This is a genomic window from Thermomonas brevis, from assembly GCF_014395425.1.
Lineage (GTDB): Bacteria > Pseudomonadota > Gammaproteobacteria > Xanthomonadales > Xanthomonadaceae > Thermomonas > Thermomonas brevis.
In genome coordinates, this window is the sequence record NZ_CP060711.1 from 2,992,184 (window position 1) to 3,009,037 (window position 16,854).

Genomic DNA, 16,854 nt, shown 5'->3' on the forward strand with positions numbered 1-16,854 from the left:
GACTCGCGGGAGCGGCGGCGTCACCCCCCCTCGGGTCGGGGCGCGGGCAGGCGATACCCGCCGCCCGGATCGCAGGGGAACCTGGATACCCGCTAGTTGACCCTAACCCGCTGAATCCCCTATAATTCCGCTTCTGTTCGCCCTCGATGGCGGGCAGGCTCTCGAAAAAGAGCAATCAGAAGAACTACAGAACCCACGAGGAAAACCCACCATGTACGCAGTACTGGTCACCGGCGGTAAGCAATACCGCGTGATGCAGGGCGAAACGCTCCGCGTCGAATTGCTCGAAGCCGAAGCCGGCAGCGAGATCAAGCTGGACAACATCCTGATGCTGGGCGACGCCGACGGCATCAAGCTGGGCGACGCGCTCAAGGGCGCCACCGTCACCGCGAAGGTCGTCGGTCACGGCCGCGCCGACAAGGTGCGCATCGTCAAGTTCCGCCGCCGCAAGCACCATCGCAAGCAGATGGGCCACCGGCAGCACTACACCGAAATCGAGATCACCGGCATCGCCGGTGGCAGCAAATAAGGAGACGCAGTCATGGCACATAAAAAGGCTGGTGGTTCGACCCGCAACGGCCGCGACTCGAATCCGAAGTATCTGGGCGTGAAGCTGTACGGCGGCCAGGCCGTCGAAGCCGGCAACATCATCGTGCGTCAGCGCGGCACCCAGTTCCACCCGGGCACCGGCGTCGGCCTCGGCCGCGACCACACCCTGTTCGCGCTGGTCGACGGCAAGGTGGAGTTCTCCACCAAGGGCCCGAAGAAGCGCCGCACGGTCAGCATCGTCAACGCCTGAGGCGCGGACGATGGAATGCGAGAAGCCCCGCCTCGGCGGGGTTTTTCGTTTATAGGCGAAGCGACTTCGCCGCAACTTCACAGAACACTGCACAATCACGCCCATGAAACTCGTCGACGAAGCTGAAATCACGGTCACCGCCGGCAACGGCGGCAACGGCTGCATCGGGTTCCGCCGCGAGAAGTTCATTCCGCTGGGCGGACCGGATGGCGGCGACGGCGGCGCAGGCGGCGACGTCTGGCTGCTGGCCGACGAAAACCTCAACACGCTGGTCGATTTCCGCCACCAGACCAAATTCAAGGCCCAGCGCGGCGAGAACGGCATGGGCCGGCAGATGTACGGCAAGGCCGGCGAGGACACCGTCATCACCGTGCCGGTCGGCACCGTGGTCCACAACGTCGATACCGACGAAGCCATCGGCGACCTCACCGAGCACGGCCAGCGCCTGCTGGTGGCCAAGGGCGGGCAGGGCGGGCTCGGCAACATGCACTTCAAGAGCTCGATCAACCGCACGCCGCGCAAGGCCACGCCGGGCGGCGAGGGCGAAACCCGCACGCTGCGGCTGGAGCTGAAGCTGCTGGCCGACGTGGGCCTGCTGGGCTTCCCCAACGCCGGCAAATCGACGTTCATCCGCGCGGTGTCGGCGGCGACGCCGAAGGTGGCCGACTATCCGTTCACCACGCTGTATCCGAACCTCGGCGTAGTCAGCGTGGAGCCGGGCCGCAGCTTCGTGATCGCCGACATTCCCGGCCTGATCGAAGGCGCGGCCGACGGCGCCGGTCTCGGCAGTCTGTTCCTGCGCCACGTGCAGCGCACCCGCCTGCTGCTGCACCTGGTGGACATCGCGCCGATGGAATACGAAGGGCAGGGCCTGATGTCGCCGGCCGAGCAGGTGCGCGCGATCGAGCACGAGCTGCGCAAGTACGACCCGGACATGCTGGAGAAGCCGCGCTGGCTGGTGCTGAACAAGGCCGACCTGATGTTCGAGGACGAGGCGAAGGAAGCCGCCGAGGCCATCGTCGCGGAACTCGGCTGGACCGGCCCGTGGTATCTGGTGTCGGCGCTGGGCCGCGAAGGCACCTGGCCGATCATGCTGTCGGTACAGGCGTTCTTCGACCGGCTGCGCGAGGAGGAACTCGAAGCCAGGGCGCAGGCCGATGCTTGACGTCGCCGCCAGGCGGCCAACAAAAAGCCCCGCCGAAGCGGGGCTTTTTGCCGAATCCGGTTCCCGTGGATCAGGCGGCCTTGAGCGCCTTGATGCGGGCGGTCAGGCGGGCCTTGTGACGGGCGGCCTTGTTCTTGTGGATCAGGCCGCGGGCGGCGAAGCGGTCCAGCAGGGGCTGGGCGGCGGTGAAGGCTTCGGCGGCGCCGGCGGCATCGTTGGCGTCGAGCGCCTTGATCACCTTCTTGACGGCGGTGCGCAGCTGCGAGCGCTGGGCGACGTTGCGGGCATTGCGCACGACGGTCTGCTTGGCGCGCTTCTTGGCGGACTTGATGTTGGCCACGTGGGAAATCCTGGAAAGTCTGGGGTTTTGGCTACGGAGATCGTCCGCTGGCACAATTGCCCACGAACGAAGGATTCGGGAAGACCAAGAATTATGGACGATTCAATGGCTTGGGTCAACAAAGCCGGTTCGGCGCGGGCGGAGCGGGCATGAGCGCGGAGACGGCACCGGGCGGCGGCAAGCCGCGCAGCATGGCGCGCGGCGTCCTGTCGTTCGGCGGCATGACCCTGCTCAGCCGGGTGTTCGGGCTGGTGCGCGACCAGGTATTCAACGCCACCTTCGGCACCAACTGGATGACCGACGCCTTCTGGGTGGCGTTCCGGATCCCCAACTTCATGCGCCGGCTGTTCGCCGAAGGCTCGTTCTCCACCGCCTTCGTGCCGGTGTTCACCGAGATCAAGGAAACCCGCAGCCACGACGACCTGAAGGCGCTGGTGGCGCGCACCGCCGGCACCCTGGGCGGCGTGCTGCTGCTGGTCACCGCGCTGGGCATGATCTTCGCGCCGCAGCTGGCGACCGCCTTCAGCCAGGCCGAGCCCGTGCCGGGGCAGGACCAGCTGATCACCGACCTGCTGCGGCTGACCTTCCCGTTCCTGCTGTTCGTGTCGCTGACCGCGCTGGCGGCGGGCGCGCTCAACAGCTACCACCGCTTCGGCTGGCCGGCGTTCACCCCGATCATCCTCAACCTGTGCATGATTGCCGGCGCGCTGTGGGGCTCGAAGCTCGCCGAGTCGTTCGGCGAACTGCCGATCATGGCGATGGGCTGGGCGATCCTCGCCGCCGGCATCCTCCAGCTGCTGTTCCAGCTGCCGCAACTGGCGCAGCTCGACCTGCTGGCCTGGCCGCGCTGGGGCTGGAACCATCCGGACATCCGCAAGGTGATGCGGCTGATGGTGCCGACGCTGCTGGGCTCGTCGGTGGCGCAGGTCAACCTGCTGTTCGACACTTTCATCGCGGCGATGCTGGTGCACGGCTCGCAGAGCTGGCTGTCCACCGCCGACCGCTTCCTGGAGTTCCCGCTGGGCGTGTTCGGCATCGCGCTGGGCACGGTGATCCTGCCGACGCTGTCGCGCCACCATGTCAACACCGACCGCGCCGGCTTCTCGAAGTCGCTGGACTGGGGCCTGCGCACCACGCTGGTCATCATCCTGCCGGCGATGCTGGGGCTGATGCTGCTGTCGCTGCCGCTGGTCTCGACCATCTTCCAGTACGGCAAGTTCACCGCCGAGGCCGCGCGGATGACCGCGCTGTCGGTGTTCGGCCTGAGCTTCGGCCTGCCGGCGTTCGCGCTGGTGAAGACCGTGCTGCCGGGGTTCTACGCGCGCCAAGACACTCGTACCCCGGTGCGCGCCGGGCTGGTGGCGATGGTCGCCAACATGGTGTTCAACGTGGCGCTGCTGGCGCTGCTGTACGCGCTGTGGGTGCCCGACGCGGCCAAAACCGAAGGCGTGATGGCGACGCTGGCGCGGGTGCCGGGATTGCATTTCGCGCTGGGGATCGCCTCGGCGCTGTCCAGCTACCTCAACCTGCTGCTGCTGTGGCGCTGGCTGCGCAAGGCCGACGTGTTCGACCTGCAGCCGGGCTGGGGCCGCTTCCTGCTGCGCATGCTGCTGGCGAACGCGGCGATGGCGGCGGCGGTGCTGGCCGGGCTGCACCTGGCGCCGGAGTTCACCGAGGCGGGCAAGTGGCAGCGGATCGGCTGGCTGGCGCTGCTGGTCGGCGGCGGCGCGGCCACCTACGCGCTGGCGATGCTGGCGCTGGGCTTCCGCCCGCGCGATTTCCGCGAGCATTGAGCGGGCGGCGGGCCGGCCGTGGCGCGCCGCCGCCGCTATACTCGTTGGTTCCATGAATCTCCTGTTCCGTGACGCCCGGGATCGGGCGCTTTGCCCCGACGGCAGCGTGGTCTGCATCGGCGCCTTCGACGGCCTGCACCTGGGCCATCGCGCGCTGGTGGGCCGCGCGGTCGAGCGCGCGCGCGCGCTGGGCGTGCCGGCGGTGGCGCTGAGCTTCGAGCCGCTGCCGCGCGAGTTCTTCGCCCGCGACGCCAAGCCGCCGCGGCTGATGCTGCCGCGCGCCAAGGTCGAGGGTCTGCGCGAACTGGGCTGCGAGGGCGTCGGCCTGCTGCGCTTCGACGCGAAGCTGGCGGCGATGCCGGCCGAGGATTTCGTGCGGCAGGTGCTGGTGCGGCAGTTGTCGGCGCGCGAGGTGTGGGTCGGCCCCGAGTTCCGCTTCGGCAAGGGCCGCGCCGGCGACATCGCGCTGCTGCGGGCGATGGGCGCGGAGCTTGGCTTCACCGCGCACGAGATCGAGCCCGTCCACGTCGACGGCGAGCGCGTGTCCAGCACCCGCATCCGCGCGGCGCTGACCGCCGGCGATTTCGCGCAGGCGGCGCGCCTGCTGGGCCGGCCCTATGCCATCGGTGGCCACGTCGTGCGCGGCCAGCAACTGGGCCGCACCTTGGGCTTCCCCACCGCCAACCTGCGCTACGGCGGCAAGACGCCGGCGCTGCGCGGCATCTACGCGACGCTGGTGCACGGCATCGCCGATGCGCCGTGGCCTTCGGTCTCCAGCTTCGGCACCCGGCCCACCGTGGACGGCGTGGAGCCGCTGCTGGAAGCGCATCTGTTCGATTTCGCCGGCGACCTGTACGGCCGCCGCATCGTCGTCGAGTTCGTCGCCCACCTGCGCGACGAGGAAAAATTCCCCGACCTGCCTTCGCTCGTGGCGCAGATGCGCCACGACGAAGCGCAGGCCCGTGCCATCCTCCAGCAACGCGAACCACAGCGATGTGCGTTCGTCCCTGAACAAGAGCCCGCACATCCCCGTGCGGACTTCCCAAGAAAAGCATCGACCAGACAGGCGTCCGCGTGAGCGACAAGACCGACAACCCGTACAAGTCCACCATCCTGCTGCCGGAAACCGCGTTCCCGATGCGCGGCGACCTGCCCAAGCGCGAGCCGGACACGCTGGCGCGCTGGGAGTCCGAGGGCCTGTACGCGCAGATCCGCGAGGCGGCGAAGGGCCGCCCGCAGTTCGTGCTGCACGACGGCCCGCCCTACGCCAACGGCGCGATCCACCTCGGCCACGCGGTCAACAAGATCCTCAAGGACATCATCGTCAAGTCGAAGACGGTGGCCGGCTTCGACGCGCCCTACATCCCGGGCTGGGATTGCCACGGGCTGCCGATCGAGATCGCCATCGAGAAGAAGTGGGGCAAGGTCGGCGTCAAGCTCGACGCGGTCGCGTTCCGGCAGAAGTGCCGCGAATACGCCAGCGAGCAGATCGAAGTGCAGCGCCGCGACTTCAAGCGGCTCGGCGTGCTCGGCGACTGGGAACGCCCGTACCGCACGCTGGACTTCCGCTTCGAGGCCGACGAAATCCGCGCGCTGGCGAAGGTGGTGGACAACGGCCACCTGCTGCGCGGCGTGAAGCCGGTCTACTGGTGCTTCGACTGCGGCAGCGCGCTGGCCGAGGCGGAGATCGAATACCAGGACAAGGTGTCGCCGGCCGTCGATGTGGCTTACGCCGCGCGCAACCCGCAGCAGGCCAGCCGCGCGTTCGGCAGCGAGCTGCCGGAAGGCGTCGAGGTGGCGGTGCCGATCTGGACGACCACGCCGTGGACGCTGCCGGCCTCGCTCGCCATTTCGCTGGGGCCGGAGCTGGATTACGTGCTGGCGGAAGGCCCGAGCAAGGCCGACGGCACGCGCCGCTGGCTGATCCTCGCCGAGGCGCTGGCCGAGAAGGCGCTCAAGCGCTACGGTGTGGACGAGGTGACGATCCTCGGTCGCGCCACCGGCGAGAAGCTCGAAGGCATGCTGTTCGCGCATCCGTTCTACGACGAGCGCGATATCCCGATCCTGCTCGGCGACCACGTCAGCGCCGAGGACGGCACCGGCGCGGTGCATACCGCCCCCGGCCACGGTCAGGAAGACTTCGCGGTCAGCCAGAAGTACGGCCTCGTCGAGAAGTACACGGCGGCGCAGCTCAACCCGGTCGATGGGCGCGGCGTCTATCTGCCTTCGACGCCGCCGGCGGGCGAGGTCGATCTCACCCAGTTGCACGTCTGGAAAGCCAACGACGCCCTCGTCGACGTGCTGCGCGCGAACGAGGCGCTGCTGGCCTTCAGCAAGCTCACCCACAGCTACCCGCACTGCTGGCGGCACAAGACGCCGATCGCGTTCCGCGCCACGCCGCAGTGGTTCATCTCGATGGATCAGGCCCGCCTGCGCCGCGACGCGCTGGCCGCCATCGAGACGGTGAAGTGGTATCCCGAATGGGGGCAGGCGCGCATCGCCGGCATGGTCGAAGGCCGCCCGGACTGGACGATCTCGCGCCAGCGCACCTGGGGTGTGCCGATCGCGCTGTTCGTGCATCGCGAAACCGGCGACATCCACCCGCGCAGCGTCGAGTTGATGCGGCAGGTGGCCGACCGGGTGGAGCAGGCCGGCATCGACGTCTGGTATTCGCTGGACGCCGCCGAGCTGCTGGGCGAGGAAGCGAAGAACTACGACAAGATCACCGACATCCTCGATGTCTGGTTCGATTCCGGCGTGACCCACGAAGGCGTGTTGCTGGAACGCGGCCTCGGTAAACCCGCCGATCTGTATCTGGAAGGCTCCGACCAGCATCGCGGCTGGTTCCAGTCCTCGCTGCTCACCGGCGTCGCCATCGACAAGGCCGCGCCGTACCGGCAATGCCTCACCCATGGCTTCACCGTGGACGAGCACGGCCGCAAGATGTCGAAGTCGCTCGGCAACGGCATCGAGCCGCAGGACATCATGAAGACGCTGGGCGCGGACATCCTGCGCCTGTGGATCGCCAGCGCCGACTACAGCAACGAGATGTCGCTGTCGCAGGAAATCCTCAAGCGCAACGCCGACGCCTACCGCCGCATCCGCAACACCGCACGCTTCCTGCTCGGCAACCTGCACGGCTTCGAGCCGGCGCGCGACCTGCTGGCGCTGGACGACATGGTGGCGCTGGACCGCTGGATCGTGCATCGCGCCTGGCAGGTGCAGGAAGAGATCGCCAAGGCCTACGCGAACTACGACTTCGCCGCGGTGGTGCAGGCGCTGATGAACTTCTGCAGCGTCGATCTCGGCTCGCTGTACTTCGACGTCACCAAGGATCGCCTGTACACCATGCGCGAGGATTCGCGCGGGCGGCGCAGCGCGCAGTCGGCGATGTATCGCATCGCCGAGGCGTTCGCGCGCTGGATCGCGCCGGTGCTCAGCTTCACCGCAGACGAGATGTGGGGCTACCTGCCGGGCGAACATGCGGGCAACGTGCTGTTCACGACGTGGTACGACGGCCTTGCGCCGCTGCCGGACGATGCCGCGCTGTCGGCCAAGGACGTGGATGCGCTGCTAGCGCTGCGCGAGCAGATCGCCAAGGTGCTGGAGCCGATGCGCGCCGCCGGCGAGATCGGCGCCGCGCTGGACGCCGAAATCGAACTGCGCTGCGGCGTGGCCGACCAGAACTGGCTGGCTCCGCTGGCCGACGAGCTGCGCTTCCTGTTCATCAGCGGCGACGTGCGGGTGGTACCGGACGCGGAGGCGAAGGGCGTCATCGGCGTGTTCGCGCAGCCGACCGCCAAGCCCAAATGCGTACGCTGCTGGCACCACCGCGAGGACGTGGGTGCGCACGCGGCGCATCCTCTGCTGTGCGGGCGCTGCGTGTCGAACGTGGAAGGGCCGGGTGAGGAGCGTCAGTGGTTCTGAGTCCTCTTTGCTGTCATTCCCGCGAAGGCGGGAATCCAGCGACTTTTGATTTAGGGTCTGGAAGACACTGGATCCCCGCCTTCGCGGGGATGACGAGCAAAGAATGACCACATCCCCCAAACCCAACGCTCTCCCTTGGCTCGCCGCCTCGGCATTGATCCTCGCCCTCGACCAGTGGTCGAAGGCGTGGGTCCTGAAAGCATTGCCCGAATACACCGCCGTGCCGGTGATCGACGGCTTCTGGAACTGGTATCGCACCTACAACACCGGCGCGGCCTTCAGCTTCCTGGCCGACGCCGGCGGCTGGCAGAAGTACGTGTTCATGACGCTGGCGTTCGGCATCAGCGGGCTGATGGCGTGGATGCTTTCGCGCACGCCGCGCGGCGACTGGAAGCAGGCGCTGCCGCTGGCGATGGTGGTCGGCGGCGCGCTGGGCAACGTGATCGACCGTTTCGCCCACGGCCACGTGGTCGATTTCATCCAGTGGCACGTCGGCGAGCACTACTGGCCGGCGTTCAACGTCGCCGACTGCGCGGTAGTCGGCGGCGCCATCGGCATCGGCCTGTTCGGGCTGCTGGCGGGCAAGCCGCAGGCGAAGGGCGGATAATCGCGGCATGGATGTCCTGCTCGCCAACCCTCGCGGCTTCTGCGCCGGCGTCGATCGCGCCATCGAGATCGTCAAGCGCACGCTGGAAGTCTTCGGTGCGCCGATCTACGTGCGCCACGAGGTCGTGCACAACAAGTTCGTGGTCGACGACCTGAAGGCGCGCGGCGCGGTGTTCGTCGAGGAACTCGATGAAGTGCCGGATGGCGCCACCGTCATCTTCAGCGCCCACGGCGTCTCGCAGGCGGTGCGCGCCGAGGCCGAGCGGCGCGGCCTCAAGGTGTTCGACGCCACCTGCCCGCTGGTCACCAAGGTGCATCTGGAAGTCAGCCGGCAGAGCCGCCGCGGCCGCGACATGGTGCTGATCGGCCATGCCGGCCATCCCGAGGTGGAAGGCACGATGGGGCAGTGGCGCACCGACGGCGAAACCGGCGAGATCCACCTGGTCGAGGACATCGACGACGTTTCCGCGCTGGCGCTGAAGCAGCCGGACAACTGCGCCTACACCACCCAGACCACGCTCAGCGTGGACGACACCCGCGACGTCATCGCCGCGCTGAAGGCCAAGTACCCGGCCATCCAGGGGCCGAAGCACGACGACATCTGCTACGCCACCCAGAACCGTCAGGACGCCGTGCGCGAGCTGGTGCGCGGAGGCTGCGACGCGGTGCTGGTGGTCGGGTCGCCGAACAGCTCCAACTCCAACCGCCTGCGCGAGCTGGCCGAGCGCGAGGGCGCGGCGGCGTGGCTGATCGACAACGCCGGGCAGATCGACCCGGCCTGGATCGCCGGTCGCAAGCGGGTCGGCGTCACCGCCGGCGCCTCGGCCCCGGAAGTGCTGGTGCAGGGCGTGTTGGAGCGGCTGCACGCGCTGGGCGCGCCGGACGTGCGCGAACTGCACGGGGAACCGGAAAACATGATCTTCGCCCTGCCCAAGGAGCTGCGGCGGCTGGCGGATTGAGCCGGCACCCGCTAGAATTGCCCGCCTTGCCGGAGTAGCTCAGTTGGTAGAGCACGTCATTCGTAATGATGGGGTCGTAGGTTCGATTCCTATCTCCGGCACCAAGCACCAGCAAAAAGGCCGCCCGAAAGGGCGGCCTTTTTGTTTTCCGGTGCCGAGGGAGCCCGCCGGCTACACCACCAGGTCGAGCTGCTGCAGCGTGCCGGCGCCGCCGTCCTCGCGCAGGTAGAGGCCGCTGGCGCGCACCGCGCCCTGCAGCGCGTTGGCATTGTCCTTGAGGGAGAACGGCGTGTCCGCCTTGCCCAGGTACAGCGCGCCGACGCCCTGCTGTTGCAGGCCCACCAGCTGGTCCTTGCCGCTGCCGTCGCGGGTCCAGACCCGCAGGCGGGAGAACACCGCGTCGCGTTCGTCGATCCAGCCGTTGCCGTCGTCGTCGTACCGGGCGAGGTCGGCGAAGCCGTCGCCGCTGGCGGCGCCGAACAGCTCGCTGCCGTCGTCGATCCGGCCGTTGCCGTTGCGGTCGAGGGCGAGGAAGCCGCTGCCGGGCGCGACGAAGCGCATGTCGTCGGCCTTGCCGTCGACGTCGAGGTCGAACTTGAAGGTGGTCTGGGACAACTGCGCAGCGGTGCCGCCGAAATTGATCACCAGCGGGTCCTTCAGCGCGTCGCCGGCGCGCACCGACAGGCTGGTGCGGCTGGCGAACTCGCGGCTCATGTTCAGCTCCAGCGACAGCGCGATTTCCTTGCCGTCGGCGGTGCGCACGATGCCCTGCGCGGTGAACTGCGTGGTTTCGCTTTCGAAGCGGGTTTCATCGAGGGTGTAGGTCGCGCCCCAGCCGGCGTTGCCGCTGCCGGCGGCCGGCCGCTGCGTCGTGCCCAGCTTCGATGCGGCTTCGGACAGCTCCGGCGGCACCTGCGCGGCCGTTGCGTCCAGGTCGCCGGCGTCGAAGACCTCCATCGCGCGGCCGGTGATCTGCTCCACCAGCAGCCGGACCAGGGTGACTTTCAGGTCGGCGATGTCGTCCACGCTGGCGTCGGCATCGCCGGCGGGGGAGGTCGCGTTCGCCGCCGGCGCGGTCTGCACCGCGGTCGGCGCAGCGGAAACCGGCGGACGCAGCGCCTGCTGGCTGAGGGTCACCTGCATGCCGCCGGCCTTCATGCGCAGGCTTTCGCTGGTGGATTCGTACTGCAGGCGCTGGCGGCCGTTCGGGCCGTCGCGCCACGCGTTCAGCGATTCCTGCCGGCGCTGGTATTCCAGCGAGGCATGGCTGCCGGTCAGCTGCAGGGTGGAGCCGGAGACGATCATGGCGGGGGAAGGGAGGGAGGCCCATCGTCGTTAGCGTCCGCCCGCGCGGAAACTTGAGTCGCGTCGTCTCGGCAATTGCGACATCCGCCGGCTAAAGTGGCCGCAGTCCCGTTCCGCGAACCACCGATGGCCAAGCCCGCCGCAACCACATCCGCCCCGAAGCGCCGCACCGCCTACGTCTGCTCCGAGTGCGGCGCCGACTACGCCAAGTGGCAGGGCCAGTGCGAAGCCTGCGGCGCCTGGAACACGCTGGCGGAGATCGCGCTGGAAACCGCCGCGCAGGCGAAGTCGCCGGCCTCGCGCCGCGGCGGCTGGGCCGGCAAGGTGGACGCGCCGAAGATCACCGCGCTCGCCGACGTGCGCCTCGATGCGCAGGCGCGCGCATCCACTGGAATCGGCGAGTTCGACCGCGTGCTCGGCGGCGGCCTGGCCGAAGGCGCGGTGGTGCTGGTCGGCGGCGATCCCGGCATCGGCAAATCCACGCTGCTGCTGCAGGCGCTGGCGAAGATGGCGCCGGCGCTGCCGGGGCTGTACGTGACCGGCGAGGAATCGCTGGCACAGGTGGCCGGTCGCGCGCAGCGGCTCGGGCTGCCGCTGGAGGGCTTGCAGGCGCTGGCCGAAACCTGCGTCGAACGCATTCTGGAACACGCGGTGACGGCCAGGCCGCGCCTGCTGGTGGCCGACTCCATCCAGACGCTGTGGACGGAAACCCTGACCGCCGCGCCCGGCTCGGTGTCGCAGGTGCGCGAGGCGGCGGCGCGGCTGGTCCGCTACGCCAAGGAAACCGGCACCGCCGTGTTCCTGGTCGGCCACGTGACCAAGGAGGGCGGCATCGCCGGCCCGCGCGTGCTGGAGCACATGGTCGATGCGGTGCTGTATTTCGAGGGCGATTCCGGCAGCCGCTTCCGCGTGCTGCGCGCGTTCAAGAACCGCTTCGGCGCGGTCAACGAACTGGGCGTGTTCGCGATGTCCGATGGCGGCCTGCGCGAAGTGTCGAACCCGTCCGCGATCTTCCTGTCCGGCATGGGCGCGCCGCAGCCCGGCAGCTGCGTGATGGTGACGCGCGAGGGCACCCGGCCGCTGCTGGTGGAAGTGCAGGCGCTGGTCGATGCCTCGCCGCTGTCCAACCCGCGCCGCGTCGTCGTCGGGCTGGAAGGCAACCGGTTGGCGATGCTGCTGGCGGTGCTGCACCGCCACGGCGGGGTGATGGTGGGCGACCAGGACGTGTTCGTGAACGTGGTCGGCGGCATCCGCGTGCAGGAAACCGCCGCCGACCTGCCGGTGCTGCTGGCGGTGCTGTCCTCGCTGCGCGACGCGCCGCTGGCGGAGAAAACCATCGCATTCGGCGAAGTGGGCCTCAGCGGCGAAATCCGCCCGGTGCCGAACGGCGAGGAGCGTCTGAAGGAAGCGGCGACGCACGGCTTCAAGCGCGCCATCGTGCCGAAAGCCAACGCGCCGAAGTCCGGCAGCTACAAGGGCATGGAGGTCGTCGCGGTCGAGCGGCTGGCCGACGCGCTGGACGTGGCGGGCTGAACGGGCGAGCGGGGCGGACCCCGCTCAGTGCCCGCCACCCGCGGGCGCGCCGCCGGTCTTGGCCCCGAACGGCGGCTTCGCCAGCCACACGAACAGGATCACGCCGAGGAAGATGATTCCGAGCAGGTGGAAGATCTCGTTGAAGCCGATCTGCGCGGCCTGGTTGGAGATCATCCGTTCCAGCACCGCCGCGCCGCGCTGGAGGTCGCCGCCGCCGTACTGCGCCACGGCCTGCATCGCGTCGGGGTCGAGGCCGGACACCCGCTCGGTCATGTGCGCGTGGTGGACCGCGCCGCGCTCGCTCCAGGCGTAGGTGGTCAGCGAGGCGGCGAAGCTGCCGCCCAGCGTGCGCACGAAGGTGGCCAGGCCCGAGCCCGCCGCGATCTCGTGCGGCTCCAGATCGGACAGCAGGATCTGCAAGACCGGCATGAAGAACAGCGCCACGCCCAGCCCTTGGAACAGCTGCACCAGCGCCACGTGGTGGAAGTCCACGTCGAGGTTGAAGTGCGAGCGCGCGAAGCTGGTCAGCGACATCGCCACGAAGGCGAAGCTGGCGAGCAGGCGCAGGTCGAAGCGGTTGGCGTACTTGCCGACGAACGGGGTCAGGATCACCGGCAGGATGCCGATCGGCGCGGTGGCGAAGCCGGCCCAGATGGCGGTGTAGCCGAGGTTGCGCTGCAGCCACAGCGGCACCAGGATGCCGACGCTGAAGAACGCGCCGTAGGCCACGGTCATCGCGATGGTGCCGGAACGGAAGTTGCGGTGGCGGAACAGGCGCAGGTTGACGATGGGGTCCTTGTCGGTCAGCTCCCAGATCACGAACACCGCCAGTGCGATCGCCGACACGATGGCCAGCATCACGATGGTGGGCGAGGCGAACCAGTCCTCGTCGTTGCCGAGGTCCAGCAGCACCTGCAGCGCGCCCACGCCGAGCACCAGCGTGGCCAGGCCGACGTAGTCCATCTTCGGCTTCTCCAGCCGCTCGGGCCGGCCCTTCAGCTGCCGGCCGACCACGGTGCTGGCGAAGATGCCGATGGGAATGTTGATGAAGAAGATCCATTCCCAGCTGTAGTTGTCGGTGATCCAGCCGCCGAGGATCGGGCCGGCGATGGGCGCGACCACCGTGACCATCGCCAGCAGCGCGATGGCTTGGCCGCGCCGCGCGGGCGGATAGATCGACAGCAGCAGCGCCTGCGTCACCGGGTACATCGGCCCGGCCACGAAGCCCTGCAGCGCGCGCGCCACCACCAGCAGGCCCATGCTGTGGGCGATGCCGCACAGGAACGAGGCCATCACGAACGCCAGCGTCGACCACATGAACAGCTTGCGTTCGCCGAACTTGCGGGTCATCCAGCCGGTCAGCGGCAGGGCGATCGCGGTGCTGACCGCGAACGAGGTGATCACCCACGTCGCCTGGTTGGCGCTGCCGCCGAGGTTGCCGGAGATGGCCGGCAGCGAGACGTTGGCGATGGTGGTGTCCAGCACCTGCATGAAGCTGGCCAGCGCGAGCCCCAGCGTGGTCAGCGCGACGTTGGGCGGGCGGAAGTCGGACGGCGCGGCCGTGGCCTCGCGGCCGGGCGGCAGGCCCATCGATTCTTCTTCCTGGGCGATGGTGTTGGCCATGGGGGCTCGGTTGCTGGGGAAGGTGCAGGAGCGGCAATCGCTTGACTGCCGGCTTGGCGGCGCCCGTCACCACGAGGAGAGGGGAGGGAACGACGCGCTACCAGCGCGACTCCTGCGAAGGGGGATCAGGACTTGCGGTTCTGCGGCAGGTTGCCGGCGATGGTCTTTTCGATCAGCGCGTCGGCGTCGTGCAATTGCCGGGCGTAGGCGTCGGTGGTCAGCACCGGCTTGTCTGCGGGCGTGGCCGGCAGCACCGCGCCGCCCTGGTCGCGCACGCTGACGTCGGCCGACATGCTCATGCCCAGGCGCAGCGGATGCTCGCGCAGCTGCTTAGGATCGAGCTGGATGCGCACCGGGATGCGCTGGACGATCTTGATCCAGTTGCCGCTGGCGTTCTGCGCCGGCAGCAGGGCGAACGCGCTGCCGGTGCCGAGGCCCAGACTGACCAGCTTGCCGTCGAACTCCACGTCGCTGCCGTAGACGTCGGCGGTGAGCTTCACCGGCTGGCCCAGGCGCATGTTGTGCAGCTGGGTTTCCTTGAAGTTGGCGTCCACCCACACCTGCTCCAGCGGGATCACCGCCATCAGCGGGCCGCCCGGCTGCACGCGCTGGCCCAACTGCACGCTGCGCTTGGCGACGTAGCCGTCGATCGGAGCGACGACGGCGGCGCGCTGCAGATTCAGGTAGGCCTGCCGCAGCTGCGCGGCGGCGGCCTGCACCTGCGGCTGGCTGGCCACGGTGGTGGCATCGACCAGCGCGCGGCTGCGCGACAACTGCCCGCTGGAGGCCGACAGCGCGGCTTCCGCGGCCTTCAGCTGCGCCTGCGCGTGGGCCAGTTCCTCGGACGACACCGCGCCGCTGGCGACCAGCCCGCTGCGGCGGGCCACGTCGGCGCGCGCCTGCGCCACCGCCACTTCGCGCGCGGCGATGTCGGCCTGCGCGGCGTCCACGCTGCTGTACAGGCCGCGCACCTGGCGCACGGTGGCGGCGAGGTTGGCTTCGGCCTGCTCGAAGGCGACCTGGGCGTCGTTCGGGTCGAGCTGCACCAGCACCTGGCCGGCTTTCACCCGCATGCCGTCGTCGGCGTTGATCGCCACCACGGTGCCCGGCGTCTGCGCGGTGACGCTGACGATGTTGCCCTGCACATAGGCGTCGTCGGTGTCCTGGTGCCAGCGCGCCACCAGCAGGTAGTAGGCCAGCCAGGCGGCGCCCAGCACCAGCACGGCGACCAGCAGGATCAGCAGCGCGCGCTTGCGCTTGCCGTTGGCGGGCTTGAGCGAACTCTGCGAGGCGGGCAGCGGGGCGCCCTTGCCGGCGGACGTGTTCGGAGTGGTTTCGGTGGTCATGGGGACGCTCAGTTCGATGCGGTGGTGTTGGGGGATGCGACCTCGAGCCCGCCGCCGAGGGCGCGGTTCAGGTCGATGCCGGCGGCGTAGCGCTGCGCGCGCAGGCCGGCAGCTTGCTGTTCGATCTGCAACAGCGGCTTCTGCGCGGCGAGCACGTCGAGCTGGGTGCCCAGGCCCGCCTTGTAGCGCGCCTGCGCGAGGTCCAGCGCGGAGCTGGCGGCGGCCTGCGCCTGTTGCAGCGAGGCGCCCTGTTCGTCCAGCGAGCGGATCGCCTGCAGCGCGTCGACCACGTCGTGCAGGGCCTGCACGGCGGTGGCGTCGTAGTCGGCGACCGCGAGGTCGTAGTCGGCGTCGCGCGCGGCCAGGTTGTTGCGCAGGCGGCCGCCGTCGAAGATCGGCAGGCTGATCGCCGGGCCGCCGAAGCCGAGCAGGGAATCGCTGCGGAACAGATCGGAGAAGCCGGTCGAGGCGAGCCCGACCAGTCCGCTCAGGTCGATGCTCGGCTTGAAGCTGGCCTTGGCCGTCCTGATGCCCTGCGCGGCGGCTTCCACCCGCCAGCGCGCCGCCACCACGTCGGGGCGATGGCCCAGCAGTTCGCTGGGGAGCGCGGACGGCAGCGCGGGCGCGGGGGCCTTCAGCAGCTGCGGACGCGCGATCGCGAGGCCGCGATCCGGTCCTTGCCCCAGCAGCGCCGCCAACGCGTTGCGCAGCGCGTCGATCTGCTGCTGCGCGGCGCCGCCCTGCGCCTTGGCGGTGGCGATCATGGTTTCGGTGTTGCGCAGCGCGATGCGGTTGTCGAGGCCGGCATCGACGCGCTGCTTCGCCAATTGCAGCAGGCGCTCGCTGCGCGCCTGCTCGCGGTTGGCGACGTCCAGCGCATCGAACGCCTGCGCCAGCGCCACGTAGCCGCGCGCCACGTTGGCCGCCAGCGCCAGCCGCGCGGCCTGCGCCTCGACCTGCAGCGCGTGGGTCTGGTCGAGCGCGGCCTCGTACTCGGCGCGCTTGCCGCCCCAGACGTCCAGCGGCCAGTCGAAGTTCACCATCAGCACGGCGTTGTGCATCAGCTGACCGCCGATCTCGTCGCCGGCCAGGCCTTCCGGCAGCTGCGCCACCGCGTACTGCGCGCTGCCGCCGAGGGTCGGCTTGCGCGCGGCGTCTGCCAGCCCGGCCTGCGCCTGGGCCTTGCGCACGCGAGCGTCGGCCGCCGCCAGCGAGGGCGTGCCGCGCAGGGCTTCGTCGACCAGCGCGTCCAGCTGCGGGTCGCCCAGCGCGCGCCACCAGTCCCGGTTCGGGAAGGCTGCGTCGCTCAGCGGCGCACCGGCGAGGCTGCGCGCCAGCGCGTAGCCGGCGGGATCAACGGGGGCGGACGCCGGCTGCAAGTCGCCGGTACTGGCGCAGCCGGAAACCAGCAGAACGCCGGCGAGGGCGGCGGCGAGGGGGAGGGATCGGGACATCGGG

The 16,854-nt window shown here is 69.5% G+C and carries 14 protein-coding genes and 1 tRNA gene; 10 read left to right on the forward strand and 5 right to left on the reverse strand.

Annotated elements, in window-relative coordinates:
* Positions 1-211: 211 nt before the first annotated feature.
* From rplU to obgE, 3 genes are all read left to right on the forward strand, one after another.
* The gene (gene rplU / locus H9L17_RS13865; RefSeq protein WP_187570002.1) at positions 212-529 is read left to right on the forward strand and encodes a 50S ribosomal protein L21; all 318 of its coding nucleotides are present in this window, start codon (positions 212-214) and stop codon (positions 527-529) included.
* Positions 530-541: 12 nt separating this feature from the next.
* Complete coding sequence (rpmA, locus tag H9L17_RS13870; protein ID WP_187570003.1) at positions 542-799, forward strand: 50S ribosomal protein L27; 258 nt, start codon at positions 542-544, stop codon at positions 797-799.
* A gap of 103 nt (positions 800-902) precedes the next feature.
* The gene (gene obgE, locus H9L17_RS13875) at positions 903-1,964 is read left to right on the forward strand and encodes a GTPase ObgE (RefSeq protein WP_187570004.1); all 1,062 of its coding nucleotides are present in this window, start codon (positions 903-905) and stop codon (positions 1,962-1,964) included.
* A gap of 70 nt (positions 1,965-2,034) precedes the next feature.
* On the opposite strand, the gene rpsT is transcribed toward obgE, so the two are convergent.
* On the reverse strand, positions 2,035-2,304 hold the full coding sequence (rpsT, locus tag H9L17_RS13880) for a 30S ribosomal protein S20 (RefSeq protein WP_187570005.1): 270 nt from the start codon (positions 2,302-2,304) through the stop codon (positions 2,035-2,037).
* 191 nt (positions 2,305-2,495) lie between these two features.
* Here rpsT and murJ point away from each other — a divergent pair, with 191 nt between their 5' ends.
* From murJ to H9L17_RS13910, 6 genes are all read left to right on the forward strand, one after another.
* Positions 2,496-4,097, forward strand: a complete 1,602-nt coding sequence (murJ, locus tag H9L17_RS13885) for a murein biosynthesis integral membrane protein MurJ (protein ID WP_187571983.1) — start codon at positions 2,496-2,498, stop codon at positions 4,095-4,097.
* A gap of 52 nt (positions 4,098-4,149) precedes the next feature.
* Positions 4,150-5,175 carry a bifunctional riboflavin kinase/FAD synthetase gene (locus tag H9L17_RS13890; RefSeq protein WP_187570006.1) on the forward strand — a complete coding sequence of 342 codons (1,026 nt, stop codon included), beginning with the start codon at positions 4,150-4,152 and terminating at the stop codon, positions 5,173-5,175.
* A gap of 59 nt (positions 5,176-5,234) precedes the next feature.
* Positions 5,235-8,024: an isoleucine--tRNA ligase gene (gene ileS / locus H9L17_RS13895; RefSeq protein WP_223158117.1), complete on the forward strand. Its 2,790-nt coding sequence runs from the start codon at positions 5,235-5,237 to the stop codon at positions 8,022-8,024.
* Between the two features lie 103 nt (positions 8,025-8,127).
* Positions 8,128-8,631 (forward strand): signal peptidase II, encoded by a 504-nt coding sequence (lspA, locus tag H9L17_RS13900; protein WP_187570008.1) that lies wholly within the window; start codon positions 8,128-8,130, stop codon positions 8,629-8,631.
* Between the two features lie 7 nt (positions 8,632-8,638).
* The gene (ispH, locus tag H9L17_RS13905; protein WP_187570009.1) at positions 8,639-9,589 is read left to right on the forward strand and encodes a 4-hydroxy-3-methylbut-2-enyl diphosphate reductase; all 951 of its coding nucleotides are present in this window, start codon (positions 8,639-8,641) and stop codon (positions 9,587-9,589) included.
* A gap of 28 nt (positions 9,590-9,617) precedes the next feature.
* Positions 9,618-9,693 (forward strand) — tRNA-Thr (locus tag H9L17_RS13910).
* Between the two features lie 67 nt (positions 9,694-9,760).
* Here the strand turns inward: H9L17_RS13910 and H9L17_RS13915 are convergent.
* On the reverse strand, positions 9,761-10,894 hold the full coding sequence (locus H9L17_RS13915; protein WP_187570010.1) for a hypothetical protein: 1,134 nt from the start codon (positions 10,892-10,894) through the stop codon (positions 9,761-9,763).
* A 126-nt stretch (positions 10,895-11,020) separates the two neighbouring features.
* On the opposite strand from H9L17_RS13915, the gene radA reads away from it, so the two are divergent.
* Positions 11,021-12,427, forward strand: coding sequence for a DNA repair protein RadA (gene radA / locus H9L17_RS13920; RefSeq protein WP_187570011.1), 1,407 nt, complete (start codon positions 11,021-11,023; stop codon positions 12,425-12,427).
* Between the two features lie 24 nt (positions 12,428-12,451).
* On the opposite strand, the gene H9L17_RS13925 is transcribed toward radA, so the two are convergent.
* The 3 genes from H9L17_RS13925 to H9L17_RS13935 all read right to left on the reverse strand — a co-directional run bounded on the left by H9L17_RS13925 (position 12,452) and on the right by H9L17_RS13935 (position 16,850).
* Positions 12,452-14,017, reverse strand: coding sequence for a DHA2 family efflux MFS transporter permease subunit (locus tag H9L17_RS13925; protein ID WP_187571984.1), 1,566 nt, complete (start codon positions 14,015-14,017; stop codon positions 12,452-12,454).
* A gap of 158 nt (positions 14,018-14,175) precedes the next feature.
* Positions 14,176-15,396, reverse strand: coding sequence for an HlyD/EmrA/EmrK family protein (locus H9L17_RS13930; protein ID WP_187570012.1), 1,221 nt, complete (start codon positions 15,394-15,396; stop codon positions 14,176-14,178).
* 8 nt (positions 15,397-15,404) lie between these two features.
* Complete coding sequence (locus H9L17_RS13935) at positions 15,405-16,850, reverse strand: efflux transporter outer membrane subunit (RefSeq protein WP_187570013.1); 1,446 nt, start codon at positions 16,848-16,850, stop codon at positions 15,405-15,407.
* Between the last annotated feature and the right edge of the window lie 4 nt (positions 16,851-16,854).